This window comes from Pseudomonas cimarronensis (genome assembly GCF_049331905.1).
Classification (GTDB): domain Bacteria; phylum Pseudomonadota; class Gammaproteobacteria; order Pseudomonadales; family Pseudomonadaceae; genus Aquipseudomonas.
Window position 1 is genome coordinate 2,597,617 of record NZ_CP186283.1, and the last position, 15,644, is coordinate 2,613,260.

Genomic DNA, 15,644 nt, shown 5'->3' on the forward strand with positions numbered 1-15,644 from the left:
GCCTGTAAGCGCTTTGGCTTGGTCATCCTGCAGTGGCGGTCTAAGGTGAGCGCTTGGTCTAACTCGTCCAAAGGAGCTTCGCTATGTCCACGAAAACCCTGTTGCCACTGTTATGCGCCGGCGTGATTGGTTTTGCCGAAGCCGCCGTGGTGGTCAAGCCAGTGCCATATGAAATCGACGGTGAAGCCTTCGAAGGTCTGCTGATCTACGACGATTCGGTAACCACGCCGCGTCCTGGGCTGCTGATGGTGCCCAACTGGCTGGGCGTTACCGAGGATTCGGCGAAGAAGGCCGCGCGCGCGGCCAGCGACAAATACGTGGTGTTTATGGCCGACATGTACGGCAAGGCCGTACGCCCAAAAAATGCCGATGAAGCCAAGGCTGCTGCGACCCAGGTGCGTGGCGACCGGCCGCTGATGCGTAAACGGGCGCAGGCTGCGGTGGACGTACTCAAGGCGCAAACCGCACAGGTGGCGCTGGATGTCAGCAAGCTGGGCGCCATCGGTTTCTGTTTCGGCGGCGGTACGGTGCTGGAGCTGGCGCGCTCCGGGGCTGAGCTGAAAGGCTTTGTCTCGTTCCACGGCAACCTCGATACGCCTAATCCGAGTGATGCACAAAACATCAAAGCTCCTGTTCTGGTGCTGCATGGCGCCGATGATCCGGCAGTGCCACAAGCGCAGGTCGATGGCTTTATTGCCGAGATGAAAGCGGCGAAAGCCGATTGGCAACTGGTCAGCTACGGCGGCGCGGTGCATTCCTTTACCAGCCCGGTGGCCAACGTGCCGGGGCGCAACGAGTACCACCCGGTGGTGGCCGCGCGTGCTTTCAAGGCCATGGATGATCTGTTTGCGGAAACCTTCGCCCATTAAGGCGTAGCGGGAAGGCCGGGCGACCTTCCCGCATGCGGTTTTACATACCAGGCAACACGGCGATATCAATAATATTGCCCGGCAATCCGGCGATTTCGCCCAGGGTGGTCGGCTTGCCCGTGGCCAGGTCCAGGATGTGCAGCGTGGTGCCGGTCAGCAGATAGGTGGTGTTGCCGCCCTTGCCGTCGCTGGCAATGTCCAGGGCCGCATTCTGCAAGCCATCAACGATCTTGCCTACGGCTTGCTGAATGCCATCGTTTGGCGGGTTCTGCAGCATCAGGCTGCTGCTGGCCAGGTCGACGGTGTACAGCGCGGTGGCCTGAGTGCCGGCGTAGGCGTTGCTATACGCACCGGCAACAACCTTGGCGCTTTTACCGGCGTAAGGGCCTTCGGCGGCGTAAGCCACCGAACCGTCTACCACCACTTCACCGGTTTCGACGTTGACGCGAAAGCTGGTGCCGTCGGCCGCGAGCATGCGCAGTTTGTCGGCAACCGGGTTGAAGTCGATCACCGCCTGACCGCTGCCAGGCAGTTGCTTGTTCAGGCTGGCGACCTTGCTGGCTGCGCCAGTGGCCAGGTCCAGGGTGTGGAGCTGATGGTCGTTGCTCAAGGCATAGAGCATGCCGTTGGCCGGGCGCACATCAATGCCGCGCAATGGGCTTGGGCTGTTGGTCGCCATCGTGGCGGTGATTTTCTGGGTGGCGCTGTCGATCTTGAACAGCTGACCGTCGGCGCCAAGGGCCAGTAAGGTCGCTGCACTGGCAGTGCCGGCGGCGAGGCTGAGGGTGGCAGTGGTAACGGCAGCGGTCAGCAGGGTGTTGAAGCTGTTCATATGCGTTCTCTCATCTGTGGTTATCCAGCATCGATGCAAGGCTGGTTGGTACCTGCCTTGCAGGTGCCTCGATGAAACACCTGATAGCTATACCCACGAGAGAACGTCTGGATGTCGCCGACTGAAAATAAATTCAGTTTTTTATAAATGGCCTCAGTTGACCGAGGCCATCACCGCGCGGCCGATATACAGCACCTTGCCGGTTGGCCGATCTTTCGGCGAGCCGCCGGCCGGCTCCAGAGTCAGTTCGAACAGCTGGCCGGCTTGCACTGCGCCAATCTGTTCGGCAGACAGTTGCAGGGCTTTACCCGGTTCGACCAGGCCCAACGAGCGCGGACCGATGGTCGGGTCGATCAACGTCCAGAACTGCACGGAGCGGTCGGCCGGGATTTGATCGTCCAGCAACGGTTGCAGACGCAGGCTGCCAGTGCCGTCCACATGCACCACCCAACCAGGTTTGGCCGCTTCCCCTGGGGCTTGCAGCACCACGGTGTAGCTGTTACCAGGCATATCCGTACGCCACAAATCAGGCATCAGCGCGACGATCAAGGCCATTGCCAGTGCAGCACTGGTGAGGCGCCAGGTGGCCAGGCTCTGCCACCACGTCAGCCAGACAGTCGCACGGCTGACGGCTGGAGTCAGGCCAAGGCTGTCCTGTAGCCGCTGCCATAGGTGCGCAGAGGGTGTTTGCGGCGGCAGCTGATCGCTCAGCTCGAGAAAGTGCTGCTGCCATTGCAGGGCCATTTGCGCGGCTTCACTGTCGTGCTCAATCAGTTCGCGCACTTCAGCGGCTTCGGCCTCATCGAGCAGGCCCAGGACGTATTCGCCGATCAAGGCGCGGCGTTCGGCAGGTTGCTGCGAAATCATGCGTGCAAACACTCCTGCAATGCGCGCAGACCGGCGCGAATACGGCCCTTGATGGTGCCCAGCGGGGTGGTCAGGCGGTTGGCGATCTGTTCATGGGTCAGGCCACGGTAAAAGGCCAGCAGGATCGGGTGGCGGCGATTGCGTTCGATGCTCTGCAAGCAGCGGCGCAGTTGTTGCTGTTCGCCTTGCTGCTCCAGCAGTTCGGCGGCCTGCGGGCTGTCATCAGCGGCACGTTCGATAAAGTCGTCATCCAGCTCCACCGTGCGACCACGGCTGCGCAACTGATTCAGCGCGCGGTAGCGCAGGATGCTGTAAATCCACGCACGGCCGCTGCCTAGCGTGCGCTGAAAGCGCTGGGCATTGCGCCAAACCTGTACAAAGGCATCGTGCACGCAGTCTTCGGCTTGATCACGACGGCCAAGCAAGGTGATGGCCAATCCGAGCATCTGCGCGGCCTCCTGTTGGTAGAGCGCCTGGAATGCCCGTTCGTCCTGCCGGGCGCAGGCTTCCAGATGGCTTTCGTAATCAAACAGCGGCTGCGCCATGCACAGGGTTCCTGAATGTGTGAGCGTGCCAAGGGTTATACCCGAGCACCTGCGCTTTGGATGTCTCGGGAGTGCAACAAATCTTCTCCGTCAGCGCGGCAGCTCGATGCGTGCGGTCTCGCCGGGCACGCTTGGCCAGTCCTGCGCCGCCCAGCGCTCACGCGCCTGATCGATCAGCGCCGGGTCGCTTGCAACGAAGTTCCAGTTGATCCGTCGCGGGCCGATAGGCTCGCCACCAATCAGCACCAGGTGGCTCTCGCTGCAGGCGCTGAGGGTGTAAGTCTCGCCTTCGGGTAGCACCAGCAGGCCGCGCAGCGGCAGTTGCTGGTCATCCAGCGTCGCCTCGCCATCAATCAGGTACAGCGCGCGTTCGGCATGCTCGGCGGGAATCTGCAGTGCGCTGCCAGCGGCCAGCTTGATCTCGGCATAGACAGTGGGCGACAGCACCGGTACTGGCGACTCCAGGCAGAAGCCGGTGCCAGCAATCAGGCAGATGTCCACGCCCATGCTGGTACTGCGTGGCAGGCTGTCGGCAGGGTGATGGCTGTAGCGGGGGGCGCCTTGCTCATCGGCGGCGGGCATGGCCAGCCAGACTTGCAGGCCGTGCATGTGCGAACCGCTTTCCCACAGCGGCTGCGGGGTGCGTTCGACATGGGCGACAGCACGGCCTGCGGTCATCCAGCTGACTTCACCGGGGCTGACCAGCTGATCCGAGCCGAGGCTGTCCTTGTGCTGCAGTTGTCCCTCGAACAGGTAGGTGAGGGTGGACAGACCGATATGCGGGTGCTGGTTGATATTCATGCCGCTGCCGGCCGGGTAGGTGTTTTCCAGAATATGGTCGAAGAACACGAAGGGCCCGACGCTGCGGCACTTGGCCGAGGGCAGGGGACGCAGGATAGGTTGCCCGCCGAGGTTCTCCGGACGCGGCTGGATCAGCAGAAAATCGCTCATCAGGCGCCCTCGCTCAGCTGAGTGCTGACCTGAACTTCGCTGCTGGTCATCAACTTGTGAATCGGGCATTTATCGGCGATGCGCAGCAGCTGCTGGCGTTGCGCGTCATCCAGTGCACCGTGCAGGGTCAGCTCGACATTCAGGCGGTAGATGCCCTGACGCTCCTGGCTGTCGTCGCGGTTGAGTTTCACGTCGAGGCCTTCCAGCGGCAAACCACGTTGCTTGGCATACAACGCCAGGGTTAGCGCCTTGCACGCGCCCAGCGCAGCATCGAACAGGTCATGCGGCTCGGGCGCGGAGCCTTCGCCGCCCAGCTCCACCGATACGTCACTGTGCAGGGTGTGCGGGCCGATGCTGATGCGTTGCAGCAGGCCTTTCTCGTTGCTGATGCTGATCATTTGAGCTCCTTGGGCTGAAACCATAATGCCTTACGGGCAAATGGCGTTGCCGGGGGTAAGTCGGGGTTGTGCAATTCGATGATGCGCCGCTTGTGCAAATTGGCCTGGCGCAGGGTGTCGCCATGGTACTGCTCGAACAGGCGCTGAAAACTGCCATCGGCAATCATCGCCTCCAGACCGTGCTCAATGTCGGCAGCCAGGTCCGGGCGGTTGTGTGAGGTGAAAAAATAAAATGCGGTTGGGTAATGCAGCAGCAGGTGGTTGTCGATGCTCAGCGCCAGCCCGTCCTCTACGGCTCGCGCCTGTTCCTGCCAGGCCACCACAACTTCACGGGGAAACAGGTCGAAGCGCCCGGCGGCGAGCATCTGGAACAAGCCGTGATAGTGCTGGCTGGTCACTACCTTCAGGCCATTGGCCCGCAGGATTGCAGTATCCGGCCAGTCGTGGCGTTGGCCGAAGCTGAAGCGTTTCAGTTCATCGAGGTTCTCCACCGTAGCCAAGCGCTCGACATCAGCGCTGCGCTGCAGCAGCACGCGCCAGCCGATCAGGCCGCGGTAGATCGGGATGCGGACCGGCAGCAAACGTGCTTCACGCTCACGGGTGGTCATGGTCCACATCACCTGCACGCTTTTGCTGTCGTGCTCGATGGCCAGCAAGGCGCGGCTTTGCGCCATGGGCACGGGTGTGGGTTGCAGCTGGTAGCGTCCGGGTGTGCGCTCCAGTGCCGCGGTTAGCAGCGCCAGGGCATAGGCTTCGGGGTCAATGCCGTCCGAGTGCAGCGGGTAGTTCAAGCGTTCTGCGGCATGGGCTGTTGCCAGGTTGCACAACGCCACCATCAGCAGTGCCTGTAGGTAGTTGGGCCAGGTGCGTTGCCGGTGGGTCGGGGCTGAAGGCATTGCTGCAATCCTGGTTTCTGAACTAGACCTCAGTGTAGTGAGTCAATTGTGCTCACGTCTTCAAGGAGGGTTGGGGTTTGAGGCGACTTGCATTGAGTCTTGCGGTTTTAGTCACTGTTTGCAGCCCGTTGGCGCTGGCCCGCGATTACCGTTTTAGCGATGCCCATCTGCATTACGTCGATTTTTTTCAGGAAAGCGCGGGCATGACCGAGCTGCTGGAGCAGATGGCGGCAGGTAATATCGAGCATGTGATGCTCTCGGGTATTCCGGTGGCGAAGAAGTGGGATGAAGATGAACCCAAGCGGCCGCGCTACTACGCTGGCGACGATGCCAACGCTTATTGGTACAGCGCCACCGATGTGCTGGTGGCGCATGCCTACAAGCAGGTGCCGGCTGAGCAGCGCAAGCGTCTGCATCCATTTCTCTCTGGCTTCAACCCGAACGACAAAAATGCCGATGCGCATATCCGCCGTATGCTCGAACTCGATCCTGGGCTATGGCAGGGCATCGGCGAGATTTTTACCCGCCATGACGACCTTACGGCGCTGATCCATGGTGATGCGCCACGGGCTAACAACGAGGCCCTGGCGCGAGTCTTTCATTTGGCCGCCGAGTACGATCTGCCGGTGATGCTGCACTCCAACATCACCTCCAAGCGCGAGCGCAATCCACTGTATTTGCAGGAAATCGAAGACCCGTTGCGCAATCACCCGCATGTGCGTTTTATCTGGGCGCATGCCGGCACCAGCAAGGAAATCCATCGCCATCAGGAGAAGCTGGATTTTCTTTTGCCAACGCTTGAGCGGATGCTCAAGCAATACCCCAATTTGTATGTCGACCTGTCCTGGACCATGTTGCAGCCGTACCTGTTGGATGCCGACGGCAAGCCTGACCCTGAATGGCTGATGTTGGTCAGCAGCTACCCCGCGCGCTTTATGCTGGGCTCCGATGTGGTTGGGCGCTTTGATGGGCTGGGTGAATACCTGAGCGGTTTTACCCCCTTTCTTGATGCCTTGCCGGCGGACGTGGCGCAGCAGGTGGCGCGTGACAACTTTCTCGCGGTGCTGCCGCGCAAGGTGCAGGCCGAGTTGGCTGAATAAGGCTGTCATGGCCTTGTCACACGGGTGTCATAGGCTCGCGCCATCTAAACAAGGAGCGCGACATGCAATACACCCGTTTCAGTGCCTTGGCGGCATGCGTCTTGATCAGTGGCCTGGTGCAGGCCGAAGTGCGGGTTCAAGGCCCGGTGGAATATGGCGTCTTCGCCAGCGATTACCAGGATTTTCAGGAGGGTGAGCGCGTCCTGACCCGCAGCAACCAGCAGATTGAACCCGGTGACGAGATTCCCGCCAAGCTCGGCACCAAATTCGGTGTGCGCTACAGCCTGACGGGTAAAACGGCCAGTGAAGCGCCGCTGACTCTGCTGTACCTCACCCCTGGGGTGATCACCCCGGATGGCAAGCGCCATGACAAATTTGTGGTGACGCAAAAGCTGGTTCCCGGTGCACCGCAGGACGTGATGGCCTTCGAGTTCACCGATAGGCATGAAGTGGTGCCGGGTGAATGGCACTTTATGGTGTTCCAGGAGGATCGCAAGCTGCTGGAACAGCGCTTTACCGTACGCTAAAGCTTCTTTAAGTGGTAACGCTAAACCCGGGCTCTGGCTCGGGTTTTTTATGTTCAAGGGGTCAAGAATCCAATGCTAGAGTCGATACGGAGTCTGTAGATATTGGCTGAAGGTCTTAAGGCATTCATAAGGATAATGGCCATATGCTATCGAATAAGCTGCTTCAGAACCGTAAAGGACAGCCGTGATGACCCTAAGAAACCTGAATATTGCGCCCAGAGCATCGCTGGGCTTTGGCCTGGTGGCGTTGCTGGTGCTGGTACTCGGCGGCTTTTCGCTGCTGCAGATGGCCGAAATGAACAAGCAGTCGGAGCAGGTAAATGAAAACTGGCTGCCCAGCATTCTGAGCCTGGGTGAAATGAGTCAAGATGTTCTGCGGCTGCGTGCCTTGACCCTGCGCTTGATGCTCAACAGTGACGAGAGCATGGCGCGGCAAAATCTGGCTCGCGTCGAAGAGCTCCGCAGTCATCTTGGCAAGGCGCAAGGCACTTATGAAAAACTGATTTCCAGTGCTGAAGAAAGAAGCGCTTACGGGCGTTTCAAACAGGCTGAAAGTAGCTATCTGCAAGAGCAAAGCAAGATCGTCGAAGCCATACGGCAAAACGATTTGGATGCGGCCCTGGCGGTTGCCAATGGTCCGCTCAACGGTCACGCCGACAGTATGGCCAAGGCGCTGGTCGAGCTTTCTGAAATTAACCGGGTTGGCGCCGGTGCCGCTGCTGACGCAGCTGAGGCGGTATTCACCAGTGCACGGATGTGGGTGATCCTGATGATCGCCCTGGCGCTTGGGCTGACCGTGATTCTGGCGCTGTTGCTGACCCGCAGCATTGTCAGCCCGCTGAGTGAAGCAGTGCGGGTCGCTGAGGTAGTGGCCAGCGGTAATCTGACCCAGGCCATCGATGTTCAGGGCTCGGACGAGCCGGCCCGACTGTTGGGCGCCTTGAAGACCATGCAGCAAAGCCTGCGCAGCACCATCCAGAACATTTCCGACTCCTCGACGCAGCTGGCCTCGGCTTCGGAAGAACTCAGTGCGGTGACGGAAGACTCCACCCGGGGCCTGCACCAGCAGAACAACGAAATCGAACAGGCGGCCACTGCGGTCAACGAGATGACCAGCGCCGTGGAAGAAGTCGCGCGCAATGCGGTGAGCACCTCCGAAGCCTCCAGCGAATCCAACCGCACCGCCCAGCACGGTCGTGAGCAGGTGCGGCAGACGGTCGATTCGATCAGCCACCTGGCCGAAGACGTCACCAACACCGCCACTGAAGTGGAACAGCTGGCAGGGCAGGTGCGTGACATCAGCAAGGTCCTGGATGTGATCCGCTCGATTGCCGAGCAGACCAACCTGCTGGCCCTTAACGCCGCGATCGAGGCGGCGCGTGCTGGCGATGCCGGGCGTGGTTTTGCCGTGGTGGCCGATGAAGTGCGCGCTCTGGCGCATCGCACACAGCAGTCGACCCGCGAAATCGAGCAGATGATCAGCGGTATCCAGCAGGGCACCGATAAGGCGGTTAACGCCATGCAGAACAGTAACAGCCGGGCGCGTTCGACCCTGGATGTGGCCAAGGCTGCAGGTCAGGCACTGGATGAAATTGCCGCGGCCATTTCGCAGATCAACGAACGTAACCTGGTGATCGCCAGTGCCTCGGAAGAGCAGGCCCAGGTGGCCCGTGAAGTGGACCGCAACCTGGTGAATATCCGCGACCTGTCGATGCAGTCCTCGGCCGGTGCCAATCAGACCAGTGCGGCCAGCCAGGAACTGTCGCGCCTGGCGGTGGACCTGAATGCGCTGGTAGCACGTTTCAGCATCTGATCGACTATTGCTGCACGCATGAAAAAGGGACCCGAGGGTCCCTTTTTCATTGCCGCTAAATGCCGCACCTCAGGAGAGGAAACCGCCATCCACGTTCAGTGCTACACCAGTGGTGTAGCTGGAGGCATCGCTGGCCAGGTACAGCACGGTGCCAGCCATTTCGCTCGGGTCAGCCACGCGTTTGAGCGGGATGCGCTGCAGGGCGACCTTGAGAATAGCGTCGTTCTTGGTCAGCGCCGAGGCGAACTTGGTGTCGGTCAGGCCTGGCAGCAGGGCGTTGCAGCGGATGCCGAACTGCGCGCACTCCTTGGCAAATACCTTGGTCATGCTGATCACGGCGGCCTTGGTCACCGAGTAGATGCCCTGGAACTCGCCAGGGGAGACACCGTTGATCGAAGCCACGTTGATGATGCTGCCGCCACCGTTGGCTTTCATCAGCTTGCCGCCTTCGATGGACATGAAGTAGTAACCGCGGATGTTCACATCGACGGTCTTTTGGAACGCGCCCAGGTCAGTGTCCAGGACGTTGCAGAACTGCGGGTTGGTGGCGGCGTTGTTGACCAGCACGTCGAGGCGACCGAACTGCTCCTTGATCTGCGCGAATACGTTGCTGATCTGCTCCATTTCACCAATGTGGCAGGCAATCGCTGTGGCCTTGCCGCCGTCGGCGATGATCGCGTCTGCGACTTTCTGGCAGTCATCAATCTTGCGGCTCGAGACGATGACGTGAGCGCCTTGCTGGGCCAGCAGTTTGGCAATGGCCTCGCCGATGCCACGGCTGGCGCCGGAGACGAAAGCGATCTTGCCGTCGAGGTCGAACAGATGGGTCTTGGACATGGGGTTTTCCTTTCTTATTGAGAACGTATCCAAAGTCTGCTGCGCGTCGGCCCTGCGGCGTTAAAAACAGTCTCGGAATGCTCATTTACAAAAGTAAACTCCGCTTCCTCGCCTGTTTCTGCCTTGCATGGCTCTAGCTCGCAAGCCTTTGAATGGGTTCTATGAGGCCTGTTCGGCCGTTTACAACTGCGATTTATTGATCACTTGCAGGCTCATCTGCTCCAGCAGTTTGTTCATGTGAATGAACTGCGCGAAACGTTTGTCCTGGGTCTGACCATGGAAGTAGCGGTAATAGATCTGCTGCACGATACCGGCCAGACGGAACAGGCCGTAGGTGTAGTAGAAGTCGATGCTCTTGATCTCGATGCCGGCGCGCTCAGCGTAGTAGTCAGCAAATTGCTGGCGGGTGAGCATGCCCGGTGCATTGCTCGGCTGGCGGCGCATCAGTTGCACCGGAGCCGGGTCGGCGGCTTCGATCCAGTAGGCGAGGGTGTTGCCCAGGTCCATCAGCGGATCGCCAATGGTGGTCAGTTCCCAATCCAGTACGCCGATGATCTGACTCGGGTTCTGTGGATTGAGAATCACGTTATCGAAGCGGTAATCGTTGTGCACGATGCCCGGCTTGTGGTGGTCGGCCGGCATCTTGTCGCGTAGCCAGGCCTTGACCGGCTCCCACAGCGGTGCGTCGGGCGTCAGGGCTTTTTCGTAGCGGTCGCTCCAGCCGCTGATCTGCCGTTGCACATAACCTTCCGGCTTGCCCAGGTCGCCCAGGCCACAGGCCTGATAGTCGACGTTGTGCAGCTCGACCATCTTGTCGATAAAGCTCTTGCACAGCTCGCGGGTCTGCTCGGCGCTGAAGTTCAGCTCGGCCGGCATGTCCGAGCGCAGGATGATGCCGTTGACCCGCTCCATGACATAGAACTCGGCACCGATCACCGATTCGTCAGTGCAGTGCACATAGGCTTTCGGACAATACGGGAAGCCGGCGTTGAGCTGGTTGAGAATGCGGTACTCGCGGCCCATGTCGTGGGCTGATTTGGCCTTGTGACCGAATGGTGGACGGCGCAGTACAAACTCTTTGCCGGGGTATTCAAGCAGGTAGGTCAGGTTCGACGCGCCGCCAGGGAACTGGCTGATGCGTGGCTCGCCGGTCAGGCCCGGGATATGCGCCTTGAGGTACTGGTCGATGATCGCGGCGTCGAGCTCTTCGCCTTCGCGGATACGGGTGGACTGGTCAGTAAGCGCCATGTTTATCCCTTCTGCTTATGATGGGTGCCTAAGATAATTGGTTAATCTAATGCTGCAGCCTGTGGCTCACAAGGATTACCCGCCGTTATAGGTGCGCGTGTTGCTACCTAATCAAGCTGCCTGATTGGCTGTTCTGGTGCGTATTGACGACGAAAAAAAACCGGAGTCGAGGACTCCGGTTTGTTGTGCAACTGTGCTGCTGTTTCCACTTAAACCGGGAACAGTTCACCCAGTTTCATGGCCAGCATCATGTCGCCTTCGGCGCGCAGTTTGCCGGACATGAAGGCTTGCATGCCGTCGGTTTCGCCGCTGGTGATGCCTTTCAGGGTGTCGGTGTCCATGATCAGGGTCACGTTGGCGTTGGCGTTGTCGCCTTTCTCAACGGCGCAGGTGCCGTCTTTGACGATCAGGGCGTAGTTCTCGCCGTCTTCGATGTTGAACTGGAATACCAGATCCAGGCCGGCGGCAGCGCTGGCGTTGAACTTGGAGTGCATGGTTTGGACGATGTCTGCAACGCTCATGATGTTTTCCTTTTTCTTGGGTTTTACTAGCGCCCGTCAGGGTGCAGTGGGCCGGACTCAGCGATAAGTGATGAGTTCCGGCGCCTTCAACAGCTGGAGATGCACATGGCTGTTGAAGGAAGCCAGGCTCACTTGCTTGCCACGAAACTTCAGGCAGCTTAGTGAGGTGTTGACAATTTGCCAGTTCAGCTCGAAAGCCTGTGCTGGCGCGATGCCGGTGATTAGGTGGAGCAGGGCGGTAATAGTGCCGCCTGAGGTAAATATGGCGATGTTCTGTTTGCTGTCTGCCTGCTGTAGCACACGTTCCAGACCACCCTGTACCTGTTCGACGAAAGCCTGCCAGCTTTGCAGGCCAGGTTTGACGTGCTCGCCGCTGACCCACCGGCCAATCAGCTTGGCAAACAGGCGCTGGAATTCGCCACGGTTTTGCGCCGCGTTGCGCAGGATGTGCAACGCTTCGGGTTCTTCTGGAAGCAGGTCAGGGAGCAGGGCGCGGATCACCGCGTCGGCGTCGAATTCATTGAAGGCAGCATCGATCTCCAGCGCAGCGCTTGCCAGTTGAGCATCCTGCAGCTGCTGGAGTGCGGCATTGGCCGTGTGCTGCTGACGACGCAGGTTGCCGCTGACGCTGCGATCAATGCGTGTACCCAGTTGCGCAAGGTGCGCGCCCAGCACTTCGGCCTGGCGAATTCCGATGGGCGATAGCACATCGTAATCGTCGGCACCGAATGAGGCTTGGCCATGTCGAATCAGGTAGATGCTGCCCACGTCCGCTCGATTCCGGTACGTTGAAAGTTTCGCGAGGGTATGAGGAAGCTCAGGAGCTGTCAACGTAAAAACATACGCTTGTTTGAATTGCATCGATGCGCTGAATAGCCAGTCCTCGGCTTGCTGGCCGCCAACCCATGGCCTCGGTATGCTTGCTGACAATCAGCGCGGTCGATGAATGGGCGCTGCCATAGGATTGAGGGGGGAATACGTGGAGTTTTTTGCAGAGTACATCGGCTTTCTGGCCAAAACGGTCACAGTGCTTGTCGCCATTGTGGTGGTGCTGGTCACTATTGCCGCCCTGCGCAGCAAGGGCCGCCAGGGTTCGGGCCAGCTGCAGGTGAACAAGCTCAATGACTTCTTCAAGCAGCTGCAACAGCGTGTCGAGCATGCGGTGCTCGACAAGGATCAGCTGAAGGCTGCGGCCAAAGCCGAAGCCAAGGCAGCCAAGCTGGAGAAAAAAGCCGGTACGCAGAAACCGCGTGTCTATGTGCTGGATTTCGATGGCGACATCAAAGCCTCGGCCACCGACAGCCTGCGCCATGAAATCACTGCTTTACTGAGCATGGCTACACCGCAGGACGAAGTGGTGCTGCGTCTGGAAAGCGGTGGTGGCATGGTACACAGCTACGGTCTGGCCTCTTCGCAGCTGGCACGTATTCGTCAAGCGGGCGTGCCGCTGACCATCTGTATCGACAAGGTTGCGGCCAGTGGCGGCTACATGATGGCCTGTATTGGCGAGAAGATCATTTCCGCGCCATTCGCCATTCTCGGCTCGATTGGTGTGGTGGCGCAGCTGCCCAACGTGCACCGTTTGCTGAAGAAGCATGACATTGATTTCGAGGTGCTCACCGCGGGTGAGTACAAGCGCACCCTGACCGTGTTTGGTGAGAACACCGATAAAGGCCGGGAGAAATTTCAGGACGATCTGGAAACCACCCACGAGTTGTTCAAAGGTTTTGTCGCGCGTTACCGGCCACAACTGGATATCGATCAGATTGCCACCGGTGAAGTCTGGCTAGGCCTGGCAGCGCTGGAGAAACAGCTGGTGGATGAGCTGAAAACCAGCGACGAGTACCTGGCTGAACGGGCGAAAAGTGCTGAGCTGTTTCATCTGCACTATGCCGAGAAGAAAACCCTGCAGGAGCGTGTAGGACTGGCGGGCAGCGTAGCGCTGGATCGCTTTGTGCTGAACTGGCTGAGTCGTTTGAATCAGCAGCGCTTCTGGTAATAACGCCTTCATACAGAGGAATAAGATGAGCAAGTTCAGTGCATTGCAAGCCCGTGAAAGTGCTACGGGCGGTTTCGAACAGGTGATTGTGCAGCGCGATATCGGCGACTTGCCGGCCGGTGAACTGCTGATTCGGGTCAAGTACTCCTCGCTCAACTACAAGGATGCACTGTCAGCCAGTGGCAACCGTGGCGTGACCAAGAGCTTTCCGCATACCCCGGGTATCGACGCTGCAGGTGTGGTGGAAGCGTCCAGCGTGGCTGAATTCAGCGTGGGTGATGAGGTGATCGTCACCGGTTATGACCTGGGCATGAACACCTCGGGCGGCTTTGCCCAGTACATTCGGATTCCGGCCAACTGGGCGCTGAAGCGTCCCAAGGGCTTATCCCTACGTGAAGCCATGGTGCTCGGCACTGCTGGTCTGACGGCGGCGCTGTGTGTCGACAAGCTGGAGCAAAGCGGCCTGAGTCCGGATACCGGCCCTGTACTGGTGACGGGGGCTACGGGTGGTGTAGGCAGTGTCGCCGTGGCCCTGCTGACCTCGTTGGGCTATCGCGTCGCGGCCTCGACGGGCAAGGCGGAGCAGGCCGATTACCTCAAGGCCCTTGGCGCACAGCAGGTTGTGCTGCGTAGCGAGCTGCAGGAAGGCACTGATAAGCCGATGCTCAAGGAGCAGTGGGCGGGCGCCGTGGACTGTGTGGGCGGGGACATCCTGTTCAACGTGGTCAAGTCGCTGCGCTACGGCGCTAGCGTGGCTTGCTGTGGGCTGACGGCCGGGGTCGGCTTCAAGGGCAGTGTACTGCCGTTTATCCTGCGCGGAGTGAACCTGCTGGGGGTCGACTCTGTAGAGCTGCCGCTGGTGGTCAAGGCCTCGATGTGGGACAAGCTGTCGTTGCAATGGAAGGTCAACCTCGATGCACTGGTCAGCGAGGTAACGCTTGAGCAACTGCCGGCAACCATTGCGCAAATCCTCGCGGGCAAGCAGGTCGGGCGTGTGCTGGTCAACCTGGCTTGATTGCTAGCGTGTCTGATAAGGCCCGGCATTTCCGGGCCTTTGTATTTCCGGGGTTCAGGCCTGACTGACGTACATGGTGATGTCTGCACGGAACACTGCTTTGTCGCCGACAAAGGCTTGCACAGGCACAGTGACGTCACCCAGCTGGTTCCAGTCGATGGCGCTGCCATCGGCCACGGCGCGAATATCACCATCAGCCTTGGTCAGGTATTCCACAGTCATTCCGCGCGGAATCCAGCGGCAACCCTTGGGGATCGACGCGTCAGTCATAGTCCCTGCAGCCAGTTCGGCGGCGTTGCACAGGGCAATCGCGTGTACGGTGCCAATGTGGTTGAGCACTTCGCGACGTTTGGGAAAGGTGACTTCGGCGTAGCCTGGGCGCAGCTCAACGAACTGTGGGGCGATGCTGGCGAAGTAGGGCGCGACCTGGCCGATCATGGTGCTGAACTGCGCCGGGCCTGCCTGTTGGAACATCTGTAACATCTGGCTCATGGACTTCTCCTGGGCGGATTGAGGTGATGGATTGAGTGCGCGCCAGGGCAGTGTACAAATATTAGAATTAAATTCTAGAATTATTTTCTTGTTGATTGCTGTACGAGGAAAGCATGGCTCGTCGTTCCCGCAAAGATGAAATCCTCCAGGCCGCGCTGGCCTGCTTTACCGAGGTCGGAGTTGATGGCACCACCATCGAGATGATCCGTGATCGTTCCGAGGCCAGTATCGGCAGTCTGTATCACCATTTCGGCAACAAGGAACGGATCATCGCCGCGCTCTATCTGGCAGGTACGGCGGAGTATGCAGCGATGCTGGAAGAAGGCTTTGCCACGGCTGACAGTGCTGAGGCTTGCGTCAAGTTGCTGGTCACCAGCTATGTCGACTGGGTGGTGGCCAATCCTGATTGGGCGCGCTTTGTTCTGCACAGCCGCAGCCGGGTTGAGGCGGGGGAAATGGGGGAGCAACTGCGTGAAGCCAACCGCGAGCACTTTCAGCGCATCTTTGCTGCGCTCTCGCGTTACCGCGAAGAGGGGCTGTTCAAGGCCATGCCGGTGGACTGTTTTGCTTCGGTCATTATCGGGCCAACCCACGACCTCTCGCGTAACTGGCTGGCGGGGCGTACGCAGACGCAACTGGCGGATTGTCGCGAGTTATTGGCGCAGCTGGCCTGGGACAGCGTGAGAGCCTGAAACTAAAAAGCCCCGCGATACGGGGCTTTTTAGTGCTGAGCC

The 15,644-nt window shown here is 59.5% G+C and carries 18 protein-coding genes; 7 read left to right on the forward strand and 11 right to left on the reverse strand.

Going from position 1 to position 15,644, the window contains the following annotated elements:
• Positions 1 to 83: 83 nt before the first annotated feature.
• On the forward strand, positions 84 to 869 hold the full coding sequence (locus ACOCLD_RS12195) for a dienelactone hydrolase family protein (protein WP_422909344.1): 786 nt from the start codon (positions 84 to 86) through the stop codon (positions 867 to 869).
• A 40-nt stretch (positions 870 to 909) separates the two neighbouring features.
• Here ACOCLD_RS12195 and ACOCLD_RS12200 read toward each other — a convergent pair whose 3' ends face one another.
• The 6 genes from ACOCLD_RS12200 to ACOCLD_RS12225 form a co-directional block, all read right to left on the reverse strand.
• A complete protein-coding gene (locus ACOCLD_RS12200) occupies positions 910 to 1,701 on the reverse strand; it encodes a DUF4394 domain-containing protein (protein ID WP_422909345.1) in 792 nt (263 codons plus the stop codon).
• A 153-nt stretch (positions 1,702 to 1,854) separates the two neighbouring features.
• The gene (locus tag ACOCLD_RS12205; RefSeq protein ID WP_422909346.1) at positions 1,855 to 2,568 is read right to left on the reverse strand and encodes an anti-sigma factor; all 714 of its coding nucleotides are present in this window, start codon (positions 2,566 to 2,568) and stop codon (positions 1,855 to 1,857) included.
• Positions 2,565 to 3,113 carry a sigma-70 family RNA polymerase sigma factor gene (locus ACOCLD_RS12210; RefSeq protein WP_422909347.1) on the reverse strand — a complete coding sequence of 183 codons (549 nt, stop codon included), beginning with the start codon at positions 3,111 to 3,113 and terminating at the stop codon, positions 2,565 to 2,567. The genes ACOCLD_RS12205 and ACOCLD_RS12210 overlap by 4 nt, the downstream gene beginning before the upstream one ends.
• A gap of 90 nt (positions 3,114 to 3,203) precedes the next feature.
• Positions 3,204 to 4,064, reverse strand: a complete 861-nt coding sequence (locus tag ACOCLD_RS12215) for a pirin family protein (RefSeq protein WP_422909348.1) — start codon at positions 4,062 to 4,064, stop codon at positions 3,204 to 3,206.
• The gene (locus ACOCLD_RS12220; protein ID WP_422909349.1) at positions 4,064 to 4,462 is read right to left on the reverse strand and encodes an OsmC family protein; all 399 of its coding nucleotides are present in this window, start codon (positions 4,460 to 4,462) and stop codon (positions 4,064 to 4,066) included. The genes ACOCLD_RS12215 and ACOCLD_RS12220 overlap by 1 nt, the downstream gene beginning before the upstream one ends.
• Positions 4,459 to 5,358, reverse strand: a complete 900-nt coding sequence (locus ACOCLD_RS12225) for a substrate-binding periplasmic protein (RefSeq protein ID WP_422909350.1) — start codon at positions 5,356 to 5,358, stop codon at positions 4,459 to 4,461. Before ACOCLD_RS12225 ends, ACOCLD_RS12220 begins: the two co-directional genes overlap by 4 nt.
• 77 nt (positions 5,359 to 5,435) lie before the next feature.
• Between ACOCLD_RS12225 and ACOCLD_RS12230 the strand changes: the two genes are divergently transcribed.
• From ACOCLD_RS12230 to ACOCLD_RS12240, 3 genes are all read left to right on the forward strand, one after another.
• Positions 5,436 to 6,458 (forward strand): amidohydrolase family protein, encoded by a 1,023-nt coding sequence (locus ACOCLD_RS12230; RefSeq protein ID WP_422909351.1) that lies wholly within the window; start codon positions 5,436 to 5,438, stop codon positions 6,456 to 6,458.
• A gap of 62 nt (positions 6,459 to 6,520) precedes the next feature.
• Positions 6,521 to 6,985 (forward strand): DUF3859 domain-containing protein, encoded by a 465-nt coding sequence (locus ACOCLD_RS12235; RefSeq protein ID WP_422909352.1) that lies wholly within the window; start codon positions 6,521 to 6,523, stop codon positions 6,983 to 6,985.
• A gap of 187 nt (positions 6,986 to 7,172) precedes the next feature.
• Entirely contained in the window at positions 7,173 to 8,798 is a 1,626-nt protein-coding gene (locus ACOCLD_RS12240; protein WP_422909353.1) for a methyl-accepting chemotaxis protein, read from the forward strand.
• Positions 8,799 to 8,867: 69 nt separating this feature from the next.
• Here ACOCLD_RS12240 and ACOCLD_RS12245 read toward each other — a convergent pair whose 3' ends face one another.
• The 4 genes from ACOCLD_RS12245 to ACOCLD_RS12260 form a co-directional block, all read right to left on the reverse strand.
• A complete protein-coding gene (locus ACOCLD_RS12245; protein WP_090255842.1) occupies positions 8,868 to 9,635 on the reverse strand; it encodes an SDR family oxidoreductase in 768 nt (255 codons plus the stop codon).
• A gap of 180 nt (positions 9,636 to 9,815) precedes the next feature.
• Complete coding sequence (locus tag ACOCLD_RS12250; protein ID WP_233684828.1) at positions 9,816 to 10,883, reverse strand: phosphotransferase family protein; 1,068 nt, start codon at positions 10,881 to 10,883, stop codon at positions 9,816 to 9,818.
• 209 nt (positions 10,884 to 11,092) lie between these two features.
• The gene (locus ACOCLD_RS12255) at positions 11,093 to 11,407 is read right to left on the reverse strand and encodes an SCP2 sterol-binding domain-containing protein (RefSeq protein WP_233685214.1); all 315 of its coding nucleotides are present in this window, start codon (positions 11,405 to 11,407) and stop codon (positions 11,093 to 11,095) included.
• A 54-nt stretch (positions 11,408 to 11,461) separates the two neighbouring features.
• Positions 11,462 to 12,172 carry a histidine phosphatase family protein gene (locus ACOCLD_RS12260; RefSeq protein WP_422911800.1) on the reverse strand — a complete coding sequence of 237 codons (711 nt, stop codon included), beginning with the start codon at positions 12,170 to 12,172 and terminating at the stop codon, positions 11,462 to 11,464.
• Positions 12,173 to 12,383: 211 nt separating this feature from the next.
• On the opposite strand from ACOCLD_RS12260, the gene sohB reads away from it, so the two are divergent.
• Both sohB and ACOCLD_RS12270 read left to right on the forward strand, forming a co-directional pair.
• On the forward strand, positions 12,384 to 13,403 hold the full coding sequence (sohB, locus tag ACOCLD_RS12265; RefSeq protein ID WP_422909354.1) for a protease SohB: 1,020 nt from the start codon (positions 12,384 to 12,386) through the stop codon (positions 13,401 to 13,403).
• 25 nt (positions 13,404 to 13,428) lie between these two features.
• A complete protein-coding gene (locus ACOCLD_RS12270; protein WP_422909355.1) occupies positions 13,429 to 14,418 on the forward strand; it encodes a YhdH/YhfP family quinone oxidoreductase in 990 nt (329 codons plus the stop codon).
• Between the two features lie 54 nt (positions 14,419 to 14,472).
• On the opposite strand, the gene ACOCLD_RS12275 is transcribed toward ACOCLD_RS12270, so the two are convergent.
• A complete protein-coding gene (locus tag ACOCLD_RS12275) occupies positions 14,473 to 14,910 on the reverse strand; it encodes a hotdog fold domain-containing protein (protein ID WP_422909356.1) in 438 nt (145 codons plus the stop codon).
• Between the two features lie 113 nt (positions 14,911 to 15,023).
• Here ACOCLD_RS12275 and ACOCLD_RS12280 point away from each other — a divergent pair, with 113 nt between their 5' ends.
• Positions 15,024 to 15,602 (forward strand): TetR/AcrR family transcriptional regulator, encoded by a 579-nt coding sequence (locus ACOCLD_RS12280; protein WP_422909357.1) that lies wholly within the window; start codon positions 15,024 to 15,026, stop codon positions 15,600 to 15,602.
• Positions 15,603 to 15,644 lie beyond the last annotated feature (42 nt).

Coding starts and splice junctions, on each gene's coding strand:
- ACOCLD_RS12195 (WP_422909344.1), top strand. CDS start 84: ATGTCCACGAAAACCCTGTTGCCACTGTTATGCGCCGGCGTGATTGGT.
- ACOCLD_RS12200 (WP_422909345.1), bottom strand. CDS start 1,701: ATGAACAGCTTCAACACCCTGCTGACCGCTGCCGTTACCACTGCCACC.
- ACOCLD_RS12205 (WP_422909346.1), bottom strand. CDS start 2,568: ATGATTTCGCAGCAACCTGCCGAACGCCGCGCCTTGATCGGCGAATAC.
- ACOCLD_RS12210 (WP_422909347.1), bottom strand. CDS start 3,113: ATGGCGCAGCCGCTGTTTGATTACGAAAGCCATCTGGAAGCCTGCGCC.
- ACOCLD_RS12215 (WP_422909348.1), bottom strand. CDS start 4,064: ATGAGCGATTTTCTGCTGATCCAGCCGCGTCCGGAGAACCTCGGCGGG.
- ACOCLD_RS12220 (WP_422909349.1), bottom strand. CDS start 4,462: ATGATCAGCATCAGCAACGAGAAAGGCCTGCTGCAACGCATCAGCATC.
- ACOCLD_RS12225 (WP_422909350.1), bottom strand. CDS start 5,358: ATGCCTTCAGCCCCGACCCACCGGCAACGCACCTGGCCCAACTACCTA.
- ACOCLD_RS12235 (WP_422909352.1), top strand. CDS start 6,521: ATGCAATACACCCGTTTCAGTGCCTTGGCGGCATGCGTCTTGATCAGT.
- ACOCLD_RS12240 (WP_422909353.1), top strand. CDS start 7,173: ATGACCCTAAGAAACCTGAATATTGCGCCCAGAGCATCGCTGGGCTTT.
- ACOCLD_RS12245 (WP_090255842.1), bottom strand. CDS start 9,635: ATGTCCAAGACCCATCTGTTCGACCTCGACGGCAAGATCGCTTTCGTC.
- ACOCLD_RS12250 (WP_233684828.1), bottom strand. CDS start 10,883: ATGGCGCTTACTGACCAGTCCACCCGTATCCGCGAAGGCGAAGAGCTC.
- ACOCLD_RS12270 (WP_422909355.1), top strand. CDS start 13,429: ATGAGCAAGTTCAGTGCATTGCAAGCCCGTGAAAGTGCTACGGGCGGT.
- ACOCLD_RS12275 (WP_422909356.1), bottom strand. CDS start 14,910: ATGAGCCAGATGTTACAGATGTTCCAACAGGCAGGCCCGGCGCAGTTC.
- ACOCLD_RS12280 (WP_422909357.1), top strand. CDS start 15,024: ATGGCTCGTCGTTCCCGCAAAGATGAAATCCTCCAGGCCGCGCTGGCC.